The sequence below is a fragment of the Bacillus sp. RE35 genome (genome assembly GCF_052146655.1).
In the GTDB taxonomy this organism is placed as follows: Bacteria; Bacillota; Bacilli; order Bacillales; family Bacillaceae_G; genus Bacillus_A; species Bacillus_A cereus.
Genome location: NZ_CP197377.1, coordinates 1036518 through 1053803 on the forward strand (window position 1 = coordinate 1036518; position 17286 = coordinate 1053803).

Sequence of the window (17286 nt, forward strand, 5' to 3'; positions counted from 1 at the left end):
CTATGCAAATGAAAAGTACTAAAAGACATATTTCAATGGTTTCATTAGTTTTTCTAGTATTATTTTCAGTGCTGAATGTGTGGGCTCCAGTTATTCAAGCTGCTGTGATGAAAAGTCCAGTGGACGAAATTAATATTTCCCGTACTGATGGCACGACATCTGAACCGTATCAAGCCTCAGATGGTATGAAAGTAGAAGTGAAGTGGTCAGCTAAAGAAAAAATAAAAAGTGGAGATCAATTCACAATTGATATGCCAAAAGAGTTTCGAAAAGACCTTATGAATATGAGTTTTCCTTTAAAAGATGCTGAAGGAAAAACAGTTGGTACATGTGAGATGAAAAAGGGTCTATTAACGTGTACTATGGGTGATTACGTAGAAGGAAAGAATAACATTAAAGGTTCTTTATTCGTAGAATTCTACTTTGGTCTAGAAGCATATGATGGTGTTAAAGAAATTCCATTAGAATTTAACGTTGATGGTCAAATCGTCAATAAAGAAGTAAATGTAAGTAATACGACAGAGAGACCGAAGCCACAGCCCAATACAGATAATCTATTGAAATGGGGTTCTTATAATCAAGAAGATCCTTCGATTGCTGATTGGCTTGTATATGTAAATGCAACTGGAACAGAAATGCAAGATCTTAAATTAACAGATACATTAGGACCTGGGCATGAGTTAATTACAGACAGCGTAGTATTAGAAGAGGCTGTATTTGAAGATGGTTATGCACCAACAAATATTAAGCCAGCAGATTTATCTAACATTAAAATTAATGCAACAAAGGCTGGATTTACAATTGAGTTTCCAGACAGTTCAAAAGGCTATATTTTAAGATATAAAACAAAGGTTACAAATCCTGCTGCGAAGCCTCATAAAAATACTGTGAAATTAGAAGGTAAAAATATTAAAACTGAAGAAAAAGTAGGACAAGTATTTGTAAGTGGTGGGGGAGGATCCGGTTCAGGTGACAATAATCCACCTAGCATTGAAAAAAATATAGTTGATGAGAATGGCAAGCTTGTAGAGAATGAGCAGTTAACAAAAATGGATCAAGTGATTCAATACCAAGTTGGTACACATATACCGAACGATCCTCCTAAATACACATCTATGGTAATTCGTGATGATTTAGAAGATGTTTTAGAAGTATTAGAGGCAAAAGTGTATGATCAAAATGGCCAAGATATTACTTCTAAAGGAACGTTAAATATAGATAAACAAAGAAGTGAAGTAACATTTACGTTTGGTGAGAGTTTTGACTATAAGTCGTATGAAGACCAGATAATTAATCTTAGTATCAAGGCGAAAATTAAAAATGATGCAGACTTATCTTCTTACGTAGATAAGAAGATTCCTAATAAAGCGGAATTACATTTTGATGATAAAACATTAACATCAAAAGAAGTAACTATTACGCCGCCTGAAGCTCCAAAAGATGGTACAGTATCGCTTCATAAAATAGATTCTGAGAATCCGAACAAAGGGTTAAAAGGTGCCGAATTTGAAGTCCGAAATAGTGCAAATGAAGTTGTTGCAAAACTGAAAACGGACGAAAAAGGTTTTTCAGTACCTCAACCTTTAGCTCCTGGGACGTATAAAGTATATGAAACAGTAGCACCAGAAGGATATCAAAAATTAACAAGTCCAGTAGAGGTTACACTTCAAGCTGGAGAAACAAAAACAATTGAAATTAAAAATACTATGCAAAAGGGTCAAATTGAAGTAAAGAAAATTGATTCGGAAAATGGTGAGAAACCATTAGCAAATGCAGAGTTTGATATAGTAAAAGACGGTGTAGTAGTCGAACATATTGTTACAGATAAAGATGGTAAGGCAATCTCTAAACCGTTAGCACCAGGGAAATATATTTTAAAAGAAACGAAAGCGCCTGAAGGCTACCAATTAAAAGAAGCAGAGTTCGAAGTAAATGTAACAGGGGACGGCATATTCCCAATACAAGTGGAAAATGCAATGGTAGACAAAGGTAATATAGAAATTACAAAAGTGGACAAAGAAAACGGAGCAGTATTAGCGGGTGTCGAATTTGAAGTCCAAGATGAGAAAGATGAAGTAGTAAGAAAAGTAGTAACAGATAAAGATGGAAAAGCAAACGTTTCAGATCTATCAGTAGGAAAGTACAAATTAGTAGAGACAAAAAGCTTACCAGGTTATAAAAAGCTAACAGAACCAGTACCATTTGAAATAAAAAAAGGTATGACAAAAGCTTTAGCAATAAAAGTAGAAAATGAGCAGTTAGACAAAGGCTCAGTAGAAATTACAAAAATAGATAAAGATAGTCAAAAAGTATTAGAAGGCGTAGTCTTCGAAGTGCAAGATGAGCAAGGCAAAGTAGTAACAGAAGTAAAAACAGATAAAGATGGTAAAGCAAAAATCTCTGATTTATCAGTAGGGAAGTACAAATTAGTAGAGACGAAAAGTTTACCAGGCTACAAAAAGCTAACAGATTCAGTATCATTCGAAATTACAAAAGGTATGACAACAGTCCTATCGTTGAAAGTAGAAAATGAACAGTTAGATAAAGGTTCAGTAGAAATTACAAAAATAGATAAAGACAGCAAAAAAGCATTAAAAGGCGTAGTCTTTGAAGTGCAAGATGAAGCTGGAACAGTAGTAAAGGAAGTAAAAACAGATAAAGATGGTAAAGCAAAAATCTCAGATCTATCAGTAGGAAAGTACAAATTAGTAGAGAAAGAAAGTTTACCAGGCTATAAGAAATTAACAGAGCCAGTATCGTTTGAAATTACAAAAGGTATGACCGAGATCTTATCATTAAAAATAGAAAATGAAATGGTAGATACGGGAAATATAGAGATAACAAAGATAGATAAAGATAATAAAGCACCGTTAGCGGGAGTAACATTCATCGTACAAGATGAAAAGGGTAAGGAAGTTACGAAAGTAACGACAGATAAAGAAGGAAAAGCAAATGTTTCAGATTTACCTGTAGGAAAGTATGAATTAGTAGAGGTAGAAAGTTTACCTGGTTATAAAAAGTTAGAAAAACCAGTATCATTTGAAATTAAAAAAGGCATGACTGAGGTTCTATCATTAAAAGTAGAAAATGAAATGGTGGATACAGGGAATGTAGAGATAACAAAAATAGATAAAGATAGTAAAGCTCCATTAGAAAATGTTGTATTTGAAGTACGTGATTCAAAAGGAAAAGTAGTTGCGAAAGTAAAAACGGATAAAGAAGGAAAAGCAAACGTTTCAGATTTATCTATTGGAAAGTATGAGTTGGTAGAAGTAGAAACACCGGCAGGATACAAACCACTAGAAAAGCCAATTTCATTCGAAATTGAAAAGGGTAGAGTAACAGCATTACAATTGACTGTAGAAAATGAATTAGTGGATACAGGAAATGTAGAAATTACAAAAGTAGATAAAGAAAATAAAGATGCTTTAGCTGATGCAGTCTTTGAAATTCAAGATGAAGCAGGACAAGTAGTCGCTAAAATAACGACAGATAAAAAAGGACAAGCACAAGTTACTAATTTATCAGTCGGCACATACAAGTTAGTAGAAGTAAAAGCACCAAAAGGATATAAACAATTAGTAGATCCGATTACTTTCCAAATTGAAAAAGGTATGACAAAATCTCTTGCTTTAACAGTAGAAAACGAAATGTTAGACAAGGGAAATGTGGAAGTAACAAAAGTAGATAAAGATAGTCAAAAAGTATTAGAAGGCGTAGTCTTCGAAGTACAAGATGAGCAAGGCAAAGTAGTAACAGAAGTACAAACAGATAAAAATGGTAAAGCAAAAATCTCAGACTTATCTGTAGGAAAGTACAAATTAGTAGAGAAAGAAAGCTTACCAGGTTACAAACAATTAACAGAGCCAGTATCATTCGAAATTAAAAAGGGTATGACAGAAGTCTTATCATTAAAAGTAGAGAATGAACAGTTAGACAAAGGTTCAGTAGAAATCACAAAAGTAGATAAAGATAGTCAAAAAGTATTAGAAGGCGTAGTCTTCGAAGTACAAGACGACAAAGGCAAAGTAGTAACAGAAGTACAAACAGATAAAAATGGTAAAGCAAAAATCTCAGACTTATCTGTAGGAAAGTACAAATTAGTAGAGAAAGAAAGCTTACCAGGCTACAAACAATTAACAGAACCAGTATCATTCGAGATCAAAAAAGGTATGACGAAAGTTTTATCATTGAAAGTAGAGAACGAACAGTTAGATAAAGGTTCAGTAGAGATTACAAAAGTGGACAAAGAAAGTGGCGCAGTATTAGCGGGCGTAACATTCGAAGTGCAAGATGAAAAAGGCAAAGTAGTAACAAAAGTAACGACAGATAAAGAAGGACAAGCAACAATTTCAGATTTACCAGTAGGAAAATATAAGCTAGTAGAGGTAGAAAGCTTACCAGGATATAAAAAACTAGTGAAACCAGTATCATTCGAAATCAAAAAAGGTATGACAGAAGTTTTATCACTAAAAGTAGAGAATGAGCTAGTAGATAAAGGTTCAGTAGAAATTACAAAAGTGGACAAAGAAAGTGGCGCGTTATTAAAAGGTGTAACATTCGAAGTGCAAGATGAGCAAGGCAAAGTAGTAACAAAAGTAACAACAGATAAAGAAGGAAAAGCGAAAATTTCAGATCTATCTGTAGGGAATTACAAACTAGTAGAAGTAGAAAGCTTACCAGGCTACAAAAAGCTAACAGAGCCAGTATCATTCGAAATTAAAAAGGGTATGATAGAAGTCTTATCATTAAAAGTAGAGAATGAACAGTTAGACAAAGGTTCAGTAGAAATTACAAAAGTAGATAAAGATAGTCAAAAAGTATTAGAAGGCGTAGTCTTCGAAGTACAAGATGAGCAAGGAAAAGTAGTAACAGAAGTACAAACAGATAAAAATGGTAAAGCAAAAATCTCAGACTTATCTGTAGGAAAGTACAAATTAGTAGAGAAAGAAAGCTTACCAGGCTACAAACAATTAACAGAACCAGTATCATTCGAGATCAAAAAAGGTATGACGAAAGTTTTATCATTGAAAGTAGAGAACGAACAGTTAGATAAAGGTTCAGTAGAGATTACAAAAGTGGACAAAGAAAGTGGCGCAGTATTAGCGGGCGTAACATTCGAAGTGCAAGATGAAAAAGGCAAAGTAGTAACAAAAGTAACGACAGATAAAGAAGGACAAGCAACAATTTCAGATTTACCAGTAGGAAAATATAAGCTAGTAGAGGTAGAAAGCTTACCAGGATATAAAAAACTAGTGAAACCAGTATCATTCGAAATCAAAAAAGGTATGACAGAAGTTTTATCACTAAAAGTAGAGAATGAATTAGTAGATAAAGGCTCAGTAGAAATTACAAAAGTAGATAAAGATAGTCAAAAAGTATTAGAAGGCGTAGTCTTCGAAGTACAAGACGACAAAGGAAAAGTAGTAACAGAAGTAAAAACAGATAAAAATGGTAAAGCAAAAATCTCAGACTTATCTGTAGGAAAGTACAAATTAGTAGAGAAAGAAAGCTTACCAGGCTACAAAAAGCTAACAGAGCCAGTATCATTCGAAATTAAAAAGGGTATGACAGAAGTCTTATCATTAAAAGTAGAGAATGAACAGTTAGACAAAGGTTCAGTAGAAATCACAAAAGTAGATAAAGATAGTCAAAAAGTATTAGAAGGCGTAGTCTTCGAAGTACAAGACGACAAAGGAAAAGTAGTAACAGAAGTACAAACAGATAAAAATGGTAAAGTAAAAATCTCAGACTTATCTGTAGGAAAGTACAAATTAGTAGAGAAAGAAAGCTTACCAGGTTACAAACAATTAACAGAACCAGTATCGTTTGAAATTACAAAAGGTATGACAGAAGTTCTATCATTAAAAATAGAAAATGAAATGGTAGATACGGGAAATGTAGAAATTACAAAAATAGATAAAGATAATAAGGCACCGTTAGCAGGTGTAGTCTTTGAAGTACAAGACGACAAAGGCAAGGTAGTAACGAAATTAACGACAGATAAAGCTGGAAAAGCAACAGTTTCAGATTTATCAGTAGGAAAGTACAAGCTAGTAGAAGTAGAGAGTTTACCAGGCTACAAAAAATTAGAAAAGCCTGTACCATTTGAAATTACAAAAGGTATGACAAAATCTTTAGCGTTCACTGTAGAAAATGAAATGGTAGATACGGGGAATGTAGAAATCACAAAAATAGATAAAGACAGTAAAGCACCATTAGAAAATGTTGTATTTGAAGTACGTGACTCAAAAGGCAAAGTAGTTGTGAAAGTAACGACGGATAAAGAAGGAAAAGCAAACGTTTCAGATCTATCAGTAGGAAAATACAAATTAGTAGAGACGAAGAGCTTACCAGGTTACAAAAAGTTAACGGAACCAGTATCATTCGAAATTACAAAAGGTATGACAAAAGTCTTATCATTGAAAGTAGAGAACGAACAGTTAGACAAAGGTTCAGTGGAGATTACAAAAATGGCCGCTGAAAGCAAGGAAGTCTTATCAGGAGCTGTGTTTGAAGTTCATGATGAAAAGGGAAAAGTAGTAGTGAAAGTAACAACAGATAAAGATGGCAAGGCAAAAATCACAGATCTATCTGTAGGTAACTACACACTAGTAGAAGTAGAAGCACCAAAGGGATATGAAAAATTAACTAATCCAATTCCATTTGAAATTACAAATGGAATGATAAATGCAGTTCAATTAGAAGTATTAAACAAATTGAATCATTTAGCACCACCAGGTCCAGAAACACCAGATCCAGAAAAGCCTGGAACACCAGATCCAGAAAAACCTGGAACACCAGATCCAGAAAAGCCTGGAACACCGGATCCGGAGAAACCTGGAACACCGAATCCAGAAAAACCTGGAACACCAGATCCAGAAAAACCTGGAACACCAGATCCAGAAAAGCCAGGGACACCGAATCCAGAGAAACCTGAAAAAGAATTACCGAAGACAGGGCAGAAAATGCCTGTGGAACCATATATGGGAGCACTTCTTGTAATGATGAGTTTTGGGTTACTCGTATTAGGTAGAAAACAGCAGAGATAATAAAGGTGAAAAGGTATCCTCAAAGTATTTGAGGATACCTTTTTTAGCATAAAAAAAAGCATCTAGCAAAAGTACTAGATGCAAATAAAAACACAAGGGAAGACAAAATTCTTCCCTTTTCCCGTATGTAATTATATCAAAAAATTTATAAAAAACTAGCTATATTTAAAATATAATTTTTAAAAAAGTTATATACATAAATAATTGCAATACGCGCAGTTTTATCTTTCTGAAAAATCCATTTCTTTAATTTCGAATATTAAGACTAATGTTGATAAATCTTCAGATAATTAGAAAAAATACCCAAAAGGATATATAATATTGCTTAATAAATAATTTTAATGAATTACATATATTTCATTTGGTGTATTAATTGAATATCATAATTTTAAATTTTATTAAGCAAGAATCTCGGTTACTTATTGCATTTCTAACATAGGGTGAGATAGAAAAATACAATAGTGTGGAGGTTTTTATAATGACGTTTGTTCTTAGTAAAATGAATGGGTTTAGCATAGAAGAAAAGGTACATGAATTTGAATCTAAAGGATTCCTTGAAATCTCAAATGAAATCTTTTTACAAGAGGAAGAGAATCATCGTTTATTAACACAAGCACAGTTAGATTATTATAATTTGGAAGATGATGCGTACGGTGAATGCCGTGCTAGATCTTATTCAAGGTATATAAAGTATGTTGATTCACCAGATTATATTTTAGATAATAGTAATGATTACTTCCAATCTAAAGAATATAACTATGACGATGGCGGGAAAGTTAGACAGTTCAATAGCATAAATGATAGCTTTTTATGCAATCCTTTAATTCAGAATATCGTGCGTTTCGATACTGAATTTGCATTTAAAACAAATATAATAGATACAAGTAAAGACTTAATTATAGGTTTACATCAAGTAAGATATAAAGCTACTAAAGAAAGACCATCTTTTAGTTCACCTATTTGGTTACATAAAGATGATGAACCAGTAGTATTTTTACACCTTATGAATTTAAGTAATACAGCTATTGGTGGAGATAATTTAATAGCTAATTCTCCTCGAGAAATTAATCAGTTTATAAGTTTGAAGGAGCCTTTAGAAACTTTAGTATTTGGACAAAAGGTCTTCCATGCCGTAACGCCACTTGGAACAGAATGTAGTACGGAGGCTTTTCGTGATATTTTATTAGTAACATTTTCTTATAAGGAGACAAAATGAGAGAGAATAAAATAATTATGATTTCTGGAGCCAATAGCGGTATAGGTCATGCTTGTATAAAATACTTTTTAGAAAAATCATTTTATGTAATAGCGCTTGATATTCATAATAATAATTTAATAGATTATATGAAAACAGATATGCCTTTGAAAGTAGTGCAAATTGATTTAAGTAATAGCGAAGCGATTCATAATCTTTTTACTCAATTAGATTTAGAAAAGCTTTCTCCTGATATATTAATAAATGCAGCTGGTATTCGAGAGATAACACCTGTTTTACATTTATCCGATGATATGTTTAAAAAAGTAATTGATGTAAATTTAGTAGCCCCATTTATCCTTTCTAGGGAAGTAGCTAAGCGATGGTGTGAATCGAAAATAAAAGGTTGTATTGTGAATATAGCATCGGTTTCTGGATTAATGGCTGAACCAGAGCGAGCTGCTTATGTTGCATCAAAGCATGCTTTAATCGGATTGACTAAACAGATGGCTATGGAATTTGGGAAGCAAAATATAAGGGTAAATAGCATTTCTCCCGGTGTTATTAGAACCGAACTTACAGAAGAATACTTTAGTAATAAAGCCTTGATGTCTATGATAAAAAGTAATCAATCTTTAGATACTTGGGGGTTGCCGCAGGATATTGTTTCATGTATTGAGTACTTGATTTCTGATCAGGCCCGCTTTATTACTGGTTCTAATTTTGTAATTGATGGTGGTTGGACTGCTGGGAAAAATTTATAATTGAGTGTTTTTGAGGAAAAGCACCTGTCCTTTTTTTAGGCTGGTGTTTTTCTCACTATAAACCGAGTTTTTATTGGAGGGGGATTAATTTGCTTCAAAAGAGTTTTAAGCAAGAGAAAACGGTACCGGCCTTAAAGATGATAGCATCAATGGTTATCTTTGGATCAGTTGGATTTTTTTCTGTTCAAACAAACTTACCTTCGTTTGAATTAGTGTTTGTAAGGTGTATTTTTGCGACAATATTTTTAAGTGTATGCTGGTTGCTTACAGGGCAATATAAACAAGATAAATGGGAACGAAAAGAAGTTATTCAAGTTTTAATATGTGGTTTTTTCTTAGTATTTAATTGGGTTTTCTTATTTAAAGCCTTTGAAAATATGTCAGTTACCATTGCTATCTCAGTTTATCATCTTGCACCAGTAATTGTACTGTTAATTGGAAGTATCGTCTTTAAAGAAAAATTAACATTCATATCTATCATTTCAATAATTGTGTGTTTTGCAGGAGCTTTATTAATTGCTGGTATTGATGGAAGCTTCTCTGTCGGCTCATTAATGTCTTCAGGTATGATATGGGGATTTCTTGCGGCTCTCTTTTATGCATTTACAACTTTATTTGGTAAAGGGATTAACAAAATGAGTGCGTATGCAATGACATTTTTACAAACATTCTTGGGGATATTTCTTTTAATACCATTTATAGATTTAGATGCTTTTAGTGGCCTCACTCAAAGTAATTGGACATATATTATAGCTACTGGTTTTATTCACACAGGGATAGTATATTATCTGTTTTTTGATAGTTTACGCTATTTATCTACAAAAACCATCTCAATATTAGTTTTTTTAGATCCGGCAGTGGCAATATTATTAGATACTGTACTTACTGGATTCCGTCCAACTTTAATGCAAATAACAGGAATTCTTTTTATTTTTATTGGCATGACTTTAACATTAAAAAAATCTAAAGATAAAAAACTAAGCCAAAAAGAAAAGCGAATTGAAAGCGATGCTAGTATATCTCAACAATAATGAAATATATTGTGTATAAAACGATAAACCTTGCATGAATCATGTAAGGTTTATTTTAGTTCAATATAATTCATATTTATAATACATAATTTTCAAAACTGAGGTATGTGTTTCTTTAATATGCTTTTGATTCAACTATTTTCATTTGACTATAAATTTACAAAAATGTATATAAAATCTTATTTTTTGATAATATATAAGTAATAAATTCATAGAATTGGAGTGATGAGATGCAGCCGTTAGAAAGGGAGATTCATTCTAATATGCTGAAAGTGTGGAGGATGCACGCTTTAATTGGGGCGGTAGTTATACTAACAGTCGTAATTGCGTATTTCTTTTTTATGATTAACTTTAACTGGTGGGGCTGGTTGTTCGGACTATTAGTAACAGGAGCTATTACATTTATTCCCCTTGATTATTTTGTGTTTCCAAATTTACGTCAACGCTATTATAGTTACAGATTAAATGAAGAAGAGATTGAGATTCAAAAGGGAATGTTTGTTGTAAAACGCGTACTTATTCCGATGATCCGTGTGCAGCACGTAACGATTGAGCAAGGGCCGATCATGAGAAAGTATAATTTAGCAGAATTACATATTTCAACAGCCGCAACTTCTCATAGTATTCCAGGTTTAACGAAAGAAGAAGCAGAACAGCTGAAAAGACAAATTGGAGAACTTGCGAAAGTGAGTGATAAGGATGTATAAGAGGCAACATCCGATTACGATATTGTTAGGTATTAGGATTGCGAGTTTGTTGCCACTTATTATTCTTGTTTTATTTAAACCTGATGAACAAGTGGAACCTTGGTATTTATTTTATCTTTTTCTTCTGGTTGTTTTATTCATCATGGCTATTTTTTCAGCAATTAAATGGTATTTTAAAGTGTACTGGATTGAGAATAATATTTTACATATAAAGCACGGTGTTTTTGTAAAGAAGGAAAGCTATTTAAATAAAGAGCGTGTACAAAATATTAGTACGTCTTCTAACATCATTTATCAAATGCTCGGACTTATGAAGTTAAATATAGAAGTAGCCGGTGGTGGTAATGAACCAGAAGTGATGTTGGCTGGTATTAAAGAAGACGAGGCAAAACATTTAATTTCTTTATTACATAAGAAAGAAACTACTGTAAAAGAAGAAATAGAAGAGGAAGAAAGCAAGACGGTTTATCAGTTAACAGCGAAAGAGGTTTTAGCCGCAGCGATTACATCTGGTCGGTTCGGACTAGTGTTCTCTGGACTGGTACTTCTTTACACAAAGTTTGATTTTGTTCTTCCTGAAGGATTCACAAGTAAAGTAGAAGCGTATGTGATGGGAAACGGTGTTTATAAACTAATTGTAATTGCATTAATTTTAATGGCAATTTCGTGGATTATTTCCACGGCTGGATATGTGTTGAAATATGCAAACTTTAAAATTGAGCGAAAAGGGGAAGAGATTCGTATCGTTCAAGGATTATTTGAAAAGAAAGAGTTTGTCTTAAAATTGCACCGCATTCAAGCGATTACTGTAAAAGAAGGTATGCTTCGCCAGCCGTTTGGCTATTGTGCTGTTGAAGTGGAAGCAATTCAAAGTATTGGAGCAGCAAGTAACGAAGTAATGTTGCATCCATTTATGAAGAAAAAAGATGTACAGCACCTGATCACATATTTAGAGTTACCATATGAAATCGAAGCGGAGATCGTTCACTTACCAAAAACAGCGTTGCGTCGTTATTTCATTATGGGCTGGTTAATAAGTATCATACTCACAGTTCTAATTGCCAGCGTGAGTATATATTTTAAACAATATATTGCGTTGTTTGTTATTTTACCGTTATTTATCGTGTTTTCGTTACTTGCGTATGCTAGATATAAAAGTGGCGGTTATGAATTAAGAGAAAATCAACTAACGGTTGTATATCGTAATTTTTCGAAATATACAGGAATAATGCGAAGAAGACATGTTCAAGCAGTAGGTTATAATCAATCGTATTTTCAAAGAAAAGATGAATTATGTACAACTCTTGTAGCGGTAGCTGGGCGCGGTTATGAAGTAAAGCATATGAGAAAAAAAGATTCACTTCGTATATATAATTGGTACAAAGAAAAAGGAAACACCGGTGTGTAATGGTGTTTCCTTTTTGTTATTAAATGGATATCTTTAGTCGAATCGTTGATATATTTCAAGATATGATAGATATATTCGGAAAATCGTTGATATATTTCAAGATGTGATAGATATATTCGGAAAATCGTTGATATATTCAAAGATATGATAGATATATTCGGAAAATCGTTAATATAATTTCACGTACTGTTAGTGTTGTATTATGTTTTAATTAAACTAACACATCAAAAGTAGTCACGAACGACGGACGAGAGAAAATACTCTTTTGCTGTTCCGCATGTGGATGAGCTGGAGCTTGTCCTTCTGCTTGTACAGGGCGTTTCTTATGAGCGTTTTCGAATGAACGTGATTCTGTCCAGTCTTTAAAGTTTTGCTCTGTTTCCCACATCGTTAAGATGACGTATGTATCGTTACTTAATGGACGTAGAACACGGATCGCTTGGAATCCTGGTTCGTTTTCAATAAGGCCTGCGCGGTTTTTAAAGCGGTTTTCAAATACTGGGCGACCTTCGTCTGTGACAGAAATGTTGTTACAAACGATATAGCCAGGTTGTCCTTTAAATTCACCGACAGCATCTAGTACGTCATACTGAAGTGAGCCTTCTATAGATTCTTCTGTATTTTCTTTATAAAACATATTTTTTTCATCATTTTTTGCAGTGAAATGTGCTTGTTCTAGAGGTGTTTCGTATGAAATAATAGCCTTCATTTTAATGCCCCCTTAATAGTTTGTTTCTATTATATCAACTCTCTTAAAAAACTTCGAAGATTATATACATAAAGATACTTCTTTTTCAAATAATAAATGTACCATCATTTGGAAAGAAGGACGATGTATGAAGAAAGTAAAGTGGACTTTATTAGGCGGCGTCGCAACGTTCGTAGTAGCGATTGTAATCTATAAACTTATCGTGTTAGCTGGTGGCTATATGATGGATGAAAAGCAGCTCGTTTTCCACTCTTCATCACGTATCGTTGACCAGAAAGGGAAAGAAATTACGAAATTATACGTAGAAAATAGAGAGCTCGTACCAATCGAGCAAATTCCGAAGTATGTGCAGCAGGCGTTTGTTGCGGTGGAAGATTCTCGTTTTTATGAGCATCAAGGGATTGATTATCCGTCTATATTCCGTGCTCTTTATAAAGATACGTTAGCTAGAGAGAAGGTAGAGGGCGGTAGTACCATTACGCAGCAACTCGCTAAAAACGTCTTTTTAACTCGTGAAAAAACATTTACGCGCAAATTGAAGGAAGTCGCAATTTCTCTTCAATTAGAGCAAAAATATACGAAGCAACAAATTCTTGAAATGTATATGAATCATATTTATTTTGGTCATGGGGCTTACGGCATTCAAGCGGCAGCAAAGTTGTATTTTAATAAAAATGTTGAGGATTTAACAGTAGAGGAAGGGGCAATGCTTGCAGGCCTTCCGAAGTCACCAAACGGATATTCACCGTACTATTCTGCAGAGAAGAGTAAGGAACGCCGTGATCTAGTGTTGTCACTTATGCATAAACAAGGCTATTTGACTGCAGAAGAAAGCGTTCGTTATCAAGGGAAGACAATTGCTCTATATAAAAATTTAGATGAGAATGAGCTTGCATATATGCCGTATATTGATATGGTCATAGATGAAGCCGCTCGTTTATACGGATTGTCTCATCAAGAAGTACTTCGCGGAGGATATACGTTTGTCGTACCTATGGATGAAAAGATTCAAAAGGTAGCATATAACCAGTTTCAAGATGCAAGGAATTTCCCTGGGAAAGAAGAGGGGGCGCAAGGTGCTTTCTTATTAATGGATAATCGTACGGGAGGGATTAAAGCGGCGATTGGGGGAAGAAAGTACGTCCCGAGAGGATTTAATCGTGTTTTTGCCAAAAGGCAGCCTGGATCTGTTTTAAAACCACTTATCGTTTATGCACCAGCACTAGAAACGAAAAAGTATAATCCGTATTCTTTATTAACGAATGAAAGAAATTCTTTTGAAGGGTATGAACCTCGAAATTATAATCATGAGTATTCAAAAGAAATGACGATGTATGATGCGATTTTAGAGTCGGCAAATGTACCGGCAGTTTCTTTATTAAATGAGTTAGGGGTAGAAGAAGGAAAGCAATATTTAGAAAAAGGAAATGTTCATATTGCAGATGCTGGTTTAAGTACAGCGCTTGGCGGATTGAAAAATGGCGTTTCAACATTTGATCTTGTAAAAATGTATCGTTCATTTTTAGCAAATGGAAATATTATCGAGCCGCACGTTATTGATAAAGTATTAAATAGACACGGTGCAGTCATTGGGGAATCTCCAAAAGTAGAGACAAAAATCTTCTCGAAGCAGACAGCATGGTATATGACGAAAATGTTAGAAGGAGTTGTGAAGGAAGGAACAGCGAGAGTTGGTGTATATAACGGTGCGTTAGCTGGGAAAACAGGTACAACTTCATTGCCAAATGACGATAAGGGAGCAAGAGATATGTGGTTCGTCGGCTATACACCAAACTTAGTAGGCGCTGTTTGGATTGGTTATGACCGCACGGATAAGGAGCATCAGTTGCAAGGAGAAAGTGCATCTGCGACAAAATTGTTTAAGAAAATTTTAACGAAGGCTAATGTAGAACATAAAGAGAAGTTTATGAAGCCTGAAGGTGTGGAAACAATCGGCGCTCCGATTCGGCTGCGCAAAATTGAAGATGTAAAAATGAAATTATCATTTAGCCCTTTCGGTTTATTTAAAGCAAAATTAAGCTGGACACCACTTCCAGATAACAGAATTATGTACCGAATCTATAGAGTGGAGAATGGAATTCATACGCATGTTAGCACTGTAAATGGTGCTGGGGAATATGAGGAAAAGTTCGTTAACATATTTTCAAAACCGAGCTTTTACGTTGTACCATATAATACACAAACGAATCGTGAAGGAGAAAAGTCAAAAGTAGCTAAACCATAGTTTTTCTCTGTGTTATAATAAGAATGTTGTGAAAATGGTAAGCGTTTTTAAGAATGTTTGTGTCAATTTAATGAACAACGTACATAATATTATGCATTTTGTTTTTACAAGCTGTATAGTAAAAAAAGATAAATATCGAACGTATTCGAAGCATTGGTAAGGAAGGGAGCAAGGGTCTTGGTAAGAACTATAAATGAGACATTTTTAAAAGCATGTAGGGGGGAACGTACCGATTATGTACCAGCATGGTATATGCGTCAGGCAGGTCGTTCACAGCCGGAATATAGAAAGATTAAAGAAAAGTATTCTTTATTTGAAATTACACACAATCCAGAGTTATGTGCTTACGTTACAAAATTGCCGGTTGATCAGTATAACGTAGACGCAGCAATTCTTTATAAAGATATTATGTCACCACTACCTGCAATTGGTGTGGATGTAGAAATTAAATCAGGTATTGGCCCAGTTATCGATAACCCAATCCGTTCTTTACAAGATGTAGAAAAACTAGGGGAAATCAATCCAGAAGATGACGTACCGTACATACTAGATACAATTCGTTTATTAACGACAGAAATGTTAGACGTACCGTTAATCGGTTTTTCAGGAGCTCCATTTACATTAGCGAGCTATATGATTGAAGGCGGTCCATCTCGTAACTACCATAATACGAAAGCGTTCATGTATGCAGAGCCAAAAGCTTGGTTCGCTTTAATGGATAAACTAGCAGATATGGTTATTACATATTTAAAAGCGCAAATTAACGCAGGAGCAAAAGCAGTTCAAATTTTCGATTCTTGGGTTGGAACAGTAAATGTAGCAGATTATCGCGTATTTATTAAACCAGCAATGGAGCGTATTTTTGCAGAAGTTCGTAAGATGGGTGTACCGATGATTATGCACGGCGTAGGAGCTGCACACTTAGTGAATGAGTGGCACGACTTACCGCTTGATGTAGTCGGCTTAGACTGGCGCTTACCGATTGAAGAAGCACGTGCACGCGGTATTCATAAGGCGGTACAAGGTAATATGGACCCTTCATTCTTACTTGCACCATGGTCTGTTATTGAAGAACATGTAAAAGGTATTTTAGATCAAGGGATGAAACAGCCGGGTTATATCTTTAACTTAGGTCACGGTGTATTCCCAGAAGTAAATCCAGATACATTAAAACGTTTAACTACATTTATTCATGAATACTCTAAAGGGCAGTTAGCGAAGTAAAGGAGAATTGCTGTATGAAAAAGAAAATTGGTTTGCTTGTAATGGCATACGGAACGCCATATAAAGAAGAAGATATTGAACGTTACTATACACATATTCGCAGAGGAAGAAAGCCAAGTCCTGAAATGCTGGAAGATTTAACAGAGCGTTACCGTGCAATTGGTGGTATTTCTCCTTTAGCTACTATTACATTAGAGCAAGCTAAGAAGTTAGAACAGCGTTTAAATGAAGTACAAGATGAAGTAGAGTATCATATGTATCTTGGCTTAAAACATATTGAACCGTTTATTGAAGATGCAGTGAAAGATATGCATAACGACGGAATACAAGATGCAATCGCACTTGTTCTTGCACCTCACTATTCTACGTTTAGCGTGAAATCATACATTGGACGAGCACAAGAAGAAGCTGAGAAACTTGGAAACTTAACAATTCATGGCATTGATAGCTGGTATAAAGAGCCGAAATTCATCCAGTACTGGGTCGATGCAGTGAAAGGTATATATAACGGTATGTCAGATGCAGAGCGTGAAAAAGCAGTATTAATCGTATCTGCGCATAGCTTACCAGAGAAAATTATTGCAATGGGCGATCCATATCCAGATCAATTAAATGAAACAGCGGACTATATCGCGCGCGGAGCTGAAGTAGCAAACTATGCAGTAGGCTGGCAAAGTGCAGGAAACACACCAGATCCTTGGATTGGTCCAGATGTACAAGATTTAACGAGAGAACTAAATGAAAAGCACGGTTATACTTCATTCGTATATGCACCAGTTGGATTTGTTGCGGAACATTTAGAAGTTTTATATGACAACGACTTTGAGTGTAAAGTTGTAACGGATGAAATTGGTGCAAAATATTATCGTCCAGAAATGCCAAATGCATCGGACGCATTTATTGATTGTTTAACAGATGTTGTATTAAAGAAAAAAGAATCTGTACTGTAAG

10 protein-coding genes are annotated in these 17286 nt (G+C 34.5%); 9 read left to right on the plus strand and 1 reads right to left on the minus strand.

Annotated features, from left to right (window positions below):
• Window positions 1-2: 2 nt before the first annotated feature.
• The 6 genes from ACTL4X_RS05480 to ACTL4X_RS05505 all read left to right on the plus strand — a co-directional run bounded on the left by ACTL4X_RS05480 (window position 3) and on the right by ACTL4X_RS05505 (window position 12157).
• Complete coding sequence (locus ACTL4X_RS05480; RefSeq protein WP_441395009.1) at window positions 3-7052, plus strand: SpaA isopeptide-forming pilin-related protein; 7050 nt, start codon at window positions 3-5, stop codon at window positions 7050-7052.
• A 478-nt stretch (window positions 7053-7530) separates the two neighbouring features.
• Window positions 7531-8268: a 2OG-Fe dioxygenase family protein gene (locus ACTL4X_RS05485; protein ID WP_000144813.1), complete on the plus strand. Its 738-nt coding sequence runs from the start codon at window positions 7531-7533 to the stop codon at window positions 8266-8268.
• Window positions 8265-9011, plus strand: coding sequence for an SDR family NAD(P)-dependent oxidoreductase (locus tag ACTL4X_RS05490; protein ID WP_001208947.1), 747 nt, complete (start codon window positions 8265-8267; stop codon window positions 9009-9011). Before ACTL4X_RS05485 ends, ACTL4X_RS05490 begins: the two co-directional genes overlap by 4 nt.
• A gap of 89 nt (window positions 9012-9100) precedes the next feature.
• Window positions 9101-10042, plus strand: coding sequence for a DMT family transporter (locus ACTL4X_RS05495; RefSeq protein ID WP_000939625.1), 942 nt, complete (start codon window positions 9101-9103; stop codon window positions 10040-10042).
• Window positions 10043-10272: 230 nt separating this feature from the next.
• Window positions 10273-10749 carry a PH domain-containing protein gene (locus tag ACTL4X_RS05500; protein WP_001182728.1) on the plus strand — a complete coding sequence of 159 codons (477 nt, stop codon included), beginning with the start codon at window positions 10273-10275 and terminating at the stop codon, window positions 10747-10749.
• Window positions 10742-12157 carry a PH domain-containing protein gene (locus tag ACTL4X_RS05505; RefSeq protein WP_000278131.1) on the plus strand — a complete coding sequence of 472 codons (1416 nt, stop codon included), beginning with the start codon at window positions 10742-10744 and terminating at the stop codon, window positions 12155-12157. Before ACTL4X_RS05500 ends, ACTL4X_RS05505 begins: the two co-directional genes overlap by 8 nt.
• Before the next feature lie 211 nt (window positions 12158-12368).
• Here ACTL4X_RS05505 and hmoB read toward each other — a convergent pair whose 3' ends face one another.
• Window positions 12369-12866 carry a heme-degrading monooxygenase HmoB gene (gene hmoB / locus ACTL4X_RS05510; RefSeq protein WP_086401906.1) on the minus strand — a complete coding sequence of 166 codons (498 nt, stop codon included), beginning with the start codon at window positions 12864-12866 and terminating at the stop codon, window positions 12369-12371.
• Between the two features lie 127 nt (window positions 12867-12993).
• Between hmoB and ACTL4X_RS05515 the strand changes: the two genes are divergently transcribed.
• The 3 genes from ACTL4X_RS05515 (at window position 12994) to hemH (ending at window position 17285) form a co-directional block, all read left to right on the plus strand.
• Window positions 12994-15111 (plus strand): transglycosylase domain-containing protein, encoded by a 2118-nt coding sequence (locus ACTL4X_RS05515; RefSeq protein ID WP_000756288.1) that lies wholly within the window; start codon window positions 12994-12996, stop codon window positions 15109-15111.
• Between the two features lie 177 nt (window positions 15112-15288).
• Window positions 15289-16335, plus strand: a complete 1047-nt coding sequence (hemE, locus tag ACTL4X_RS05520) for a uroporphyrinogen decarboxylase (protein WP_017656766.1) — start codon at window positions 15289-15291, stop codon at window positions 16333-16335.
• Window positions 16336-16349: 14 nt separating this feature from the next.
• Entirely contained in the window at window positions 16350-17285 is a 936-nt protein-coding gene (hemH, locus tag ACTL4X_RS05525) for a ferrochelatase (protein ID WP_086401905.1), read from the plus strand.
• The last annotated feature ends 1 nt before the right edge of the window (window position 17286 follow it).

Bases quoted from the DNA above. Each gene is read 5' to 3' on its own strand.
- ACTL4X_RS05490 (WP_001208947.1), top strand. From the start codon at position 8,265: ATGAGAGAGAATAAAATAATTATGATTTCTGGAGCCAATAGCGGTATA.
- ACTL4X_RS05485 (WP_000144813.1), top strand. From the start codon at position 7,531: ATGACGTTTGTTCTTAGTAAAATGAATGGGTTTAGCATAGAAGAAAAG.
- ACTL4X_RS05500 (WP_001182728.1), top strand. From the start codon at position 10,273: ATGCAGCCGTTAGAAAGGGAGATTCATTCTAATATGCTGAAAGTGTGG.
- ACTL4X_RS05515 (WP_000756288.1), top strand. From the start codon at position 12,994: ATGAAGAAAGTAAAGTGGACTTTATTAGGCGGCGTCGCAACGTTCGTA.
- hemH (WP_086401905.1), top strand. From the start codon at position 16,350: ATGAAAAAGAAAATTGGTTTGCTTGTAATGGCATACGGAACGCCATAT.
- hmoB (WP_086401906.1), bottom strand. From the start codon at position 12,866: ATGAAGGCTATTATTTCATACGAAACACCTCTAGAACAAGCACATTTC.
- ACTL4X_RS05505 (WP_000278131.1), top strand. From the start codon at position 10,742: ATGTATAAGAGGCAACATCCGATTACGATATTGTTAGGTATTAGGATT.
- ACTL4X_RS05480 (WP_441395009.1), top strand. From the start codon at position 3: ATGCAAATGAAAAGTACTAAAAGACATATTTCAATGGTTTCATTAGTT.